The sequence below is a fragment of the Endozoicomonas sp. genome, from assembly GCF_051008435.1.
Taxonomy (GTDB): Bacteria; Pseudomonadota; Gammaproteobacteria; order Pseudomonadales; family Endozoicomonadaceae; genus Endozoicomonas_A.
In genome coordinates, this window is record NZ_JBPCXO010000012.1 from 1 (window position 1) to 3,932 (window position 3,932).

At 45.0% G+C, this 3,932-nt stretch carries 3 protein-coding genes; 1 reads left to right on the forward strand and 2 read right to left on the reverse strand.

What is annotated here, in order from left to right; genetic code table 11:
* Positions 1-136: 136 nt before the first annotated feature.
* Both ACR2PX_RS00415 and ACR2PX_RS00420 read right to left on the reverse strand, forming a co-directional pair.
* Entirely contained in the window at positions 137-796 is a 660-nt protein-coding gene (locus ACR2PX_RS00415; RefSeq protein ID WP_433997392.1) for an XRE family transcriptional regulator, read from the reverse strand.
* Positions 797-1,087: 291 nt separating this feature from the next.
* Positions 1,088-2,635, reverse strand: a complete 1,548-nt coding sequence (locus ACR2PX_RS00420) for a hypothetical protein (RefSeq protein ID WP_433997393.1) — start codon at positions 2,633-2,635, stop codon at positions 1,088-1,090.
* A gap of 287 nt (positions 2,636-2,922) precedes the next feature.
* Between ACR2PX_RS00420 and ACR2PX_RS00425 the strand changes: the two genes are divergently transcribed.
* The gene (locus tag ACR2PX_RS00425; RefSeq protein ID WP_433997394.1) at positions 2,923-3,837 is read left to right on the forward strand and encodes a hypothetical protein; all 915 of its coding nucleotides are present in this window, start codon (positions 2,923-2,925) and stop codon (positions 3,835-3,837) included.
* Positions 3,838-3,932 lie beyond the last annotated feature (95 nt).

Genomic DNA, 3,932 nt, shown 5'->3' on the forward strand with positions numbered 1-3,932 from the left:
CAGCAAGTTTGATTAGATATTTGCACTCTGGAGGAATAGTAATGGTGGTCATGGCAGCTACAGTCGTCAAGAGGGGAAAAGTGGCACTTTACTGCGGTAAGCTTTCTTGTGCCACTTCCCTTAGTACTGAGGACAGTTAAACTGCCCTGGCACACCATACAATTTTTCCCACTACCGGATTTTCTTCCAGTTTTTTCAGATCCAGAGTCCAACCAGGATACTCAGGGTTATCACTGGTAATTTTCAGCTCATACTGAACCTGTTTCACCCGCTTAGCCATCAAACCATCTTCGGTCTGAATGAGATAAACCCCTTCACTCTGAACGGCCTGGCGGGACATATCCACCAGCACCTGATCTCCATCCTGAAAGGTGGGCAACATACTCTCACCACTGATGGTAACGAATGCCAGGTTTTCATCGGAAACACCCAGCTGTCGGCTCAGAAAAGCTTTGTTGAAAGCAAAATAGTCGCTGACTTCTTCACTCTGAACAGCAGAACCTATTCCGGCACTGGCCTGCACATCGAACATAGGAGTGAAGATAATCTCATTGCTGCCTGACGCATCTGAAATCTGTCCACTGTCGTTTTGATCGCCGGTCAGCAACCAATTCAGGTCAACCCTAAACTCGTCATACAGACTTTCCAGATAGGCCATGGAAGGACGACTGGTACCACGACAGATTTTATAGATATGAGAGGCGGATTTGCCTGTCATTTCGGCAAACTGCTTTTTGTTTCCCTGTGTCAGACGATCAACTATCAACTGAAATCGGCGCGCGAAAGCATTTGCCATATCTTGCTTTGTCCTGAATGAGAATAAAGCGTCGATTATACAACAGTAGGTCTGATACTAGGAGCCTGACCGAGAATAGACAGATCGGCCTAAAACCCAGATAGAGCGGTTCATTTTTTCGATGAATTTGATTGAATAGACCCACTATTCGCATAAATCCATCGAAAAAATGACCTAGCTCTACCGAATTTTAATCTCGATCACTATTCTCGGTCAGGCTCCGAGGGACAGATATGAAAAGAGCGGCAAAACAGCCGCTCTTTTCTATTGTTGACTAAAGTGGCTCACCATTCAGCTGGTTTCTGCCACCCCAATCCCTTTCTCTTCAGATTGGACCTGTCTCGAAGCTTTTTCCAAGGCTTTCTGAGCAAACTTTTCAGCCTTCTCTTCTTCTTCAGCGATTCTCACCAACTCGCGCTTTAGATAGAAAGCAGCCAGGCAAAGCATTACACCGGTGACAGAAGCAATCAAAGCCAGAGAGCCAAACCAGAGCAATGCAATCACGCCCACCATTTTACGGCTGACCTCCGTTGGAGACTCCTTGCCATAGGCGTACATAGCCAGACGGTAAACCTGATTCTGATTGATCAGTCGATTGATTTCAGACTGGATGTTGCGCTGATCATTGCGCAGCAGGAATATCTTATCTTCAATATCAACAACCTGGGCATTAATCACACCCAGCTGCTGTTGCTTACCTTCAACATAACCAGATAGTTCTTTCTCCTGATTTAGCTTGATACCCATATAGCGGGAGCGACTGCTCTCCGCATTGGCTACAACATCACTTTGCAGCTTCACGTTGGCTGCTTCACGGTTCAGAATTTCCTGCTTTCTGCTTTCAATCCGTTCGTTGATGTCTGCAATCCGGCCTTCGTACTTGTTGTTGGTGAACTCGATCTGCTGTTTCATCTGATCTTCCATGTTCGCCTGCTTGGTCAGGGCATCCCCTCCCAGGTAACCGGTGGTGATCTGATCAACCTGCTTATTTTTATCCGCGATCAGTTTGCGGTATTTGCTGTCGACAGCAGCACGAGTCAGGAAATTAGCATCATCCAGCTCACGAGCCATTTCAGCTTTGAGCGACGTCAGCTCGGCCAATAATCGATCTTTTTCTGTTCGGCTATCAGAAAGATTATCCAGCAGTAATGCTGAGAAACGGTCTTCAACTCCCTGTCGCTCAGTGTTCCAGTCTTCGTAATAACCATCTCTCTTCTCGATCAGATCCTGGATTTCAGTATCCAGCTCTTCTCTAAAGGAGTAGTCAATACCTGACAGGATGGACTCGGTTTTAGCATTGACCTTGTTGATGCGAGTTCTAAAAGATTCGTCGATGGATAGCTGCTCTGACTCAACTTCCTGATTTAAATCGTCTTCTGTGAATATCTGAACCCGTTCTTGTCTTCGGTTAAGCAGCGCTATTTCAGACCCGATGTTTTCTATATCATTTTTACGGGAATCAATGGCGTAATTGAGATTGGAAAAGTTTCGTTCAAAGCCATTGAGCATGGTTTCAAAAGTGATCAGGCAGAGAAAGGCCACAAAGAAAAGAAACAAGCCTCGCCAGAAAACATTCTTCACTGCCATAAAGGCAAACGTCAGTGGGATCTTACATAACTCAACCACAGCGATAAGCAGAAACGGTAATCCGGCCACCAGCACCGAAGAATAGTTACCAATCAGGCTTACCGATTCCTGATTCAGATAGGACTCGTTGGCTGAAATAGAGACAACAATGGAAATGGTTAAACCGATCAGTACAGCAATGACTTCGACAGTCCACGCCAGGCGAATCAAGAAATTCGCGTAGTTTTCATTATACTTCTTGGAAAAGTTCATTTTCTGAACAGCCCTGATTTTTTATTGTTTGAATATCTTCCTTAATCTGACTGGGTTAAAAGTGGTTTACATCGCTGCAAATCGACATCTTTCACTCAGCAGTCCGGCCATTGTAACGGCTATCCTACTGTTTTAAAGCCGGATTTTTCAGCAAAGTGACGTCTTGTGAACCTGTTACTACTTAAGACTCTTGCTACACGAGGGATGGCGGTATAAAGAACAGAAGGAACTTTTTTCAAGAAAGTGAGTCCAAACACGCAGGAAACTGACCATAAGGAAGTGTAACTGTGTATCAAGTAACCCCATACCCCTGCTATTCGAACGCCTCTGGCAGTTCATTTATTGACCTTATGGCCAAACCAGCAAGAGCGTCCTCTCAAGGAGAGGCTGTTTTTGATCTCAAGCACAAACTCATGAAGTGTACAAAGCTGTCTGAAGAGCTAGAGCATCTGACAACCTTGATACTGTCAACGAAACCAGACGCAAAAACTCACCTACAAGTGCGTGAGCAGTGGCTTCATCTGGGAGACTGTCTGGACACCGTCACAGCGATGAAGAATGATTTAAAAGCTCAGTTTTGTAGCATACGTAGAAGACTGGCTTCTCATTTGGATACTCAGACGCCTGCAATGAGCAGTCAGCCGTTTGTTGATACAAAGACCCTGTCTGTAGAGGAACGATCTCAACAGTCAGTTGTTGAAGACCTCAAACTTAAACTCATCAAGTGCACAAACCTATTTGAAGAACTGGAACGTTTAACAAAGCAGATTCTCTCCACTACACCCAGTACAAAAACTCTCCAAGGAGAGCAGGGACATTGGCCTCATAGGAACGAACTCCTGGGCACTGTTACTGCAATGAAGGAGGAGCTGAAAGCTCAGTATGGATGTCTTCAAAAAAGGCTGAACGCTCATTTGAAAGTTCAAACCCCTTCTGTGAGTGACAGCTCAACGAGTAATCCAGCGTCCAGCCGATCAAGTGAATCGTCTCAGCAACCAGCTGTTATTGCTCTCAAGCACAAGCTTATGAAGTTCACAAAGCTGTCTGAACAACTGGAACACCTGACGACAGAGATACTCACCACAAAGCCAAGCGCAGAATCTCCCGAAGAATTGACGAAACAGAAGCTTCAACTGGGAAATTTTCTGGATAAGATCACTGAAATGAAAAAAGGTAACTATTCAGCACCCAGCAAAGGATGATTACCATAATTCTTCAGAGCTATAAGCAGAGCTTCGAAAATATTCTGACCCTGCTTTCTCGCCGATGACACATAACTTCGTATCCGACAGTAATA

Excerpts from the sequence above, each read along its gene's own strand:
- ACR2PX_RS00420 (WP_433997393.1), bottom strand. The coding sequence starts at position 2,635 with ATGAACTTTTCCAAGAAGTATAATGAAAACTACGCGAATTTCTTGATT.
- ACR2PX_RS00415 (WP_433997392.1), bottom strand. The coding sequence starts at position 796 with ATGGCAAATGCTTTCGCGCGCCGATTTCAGTTGATAGTTGATCGTCTG.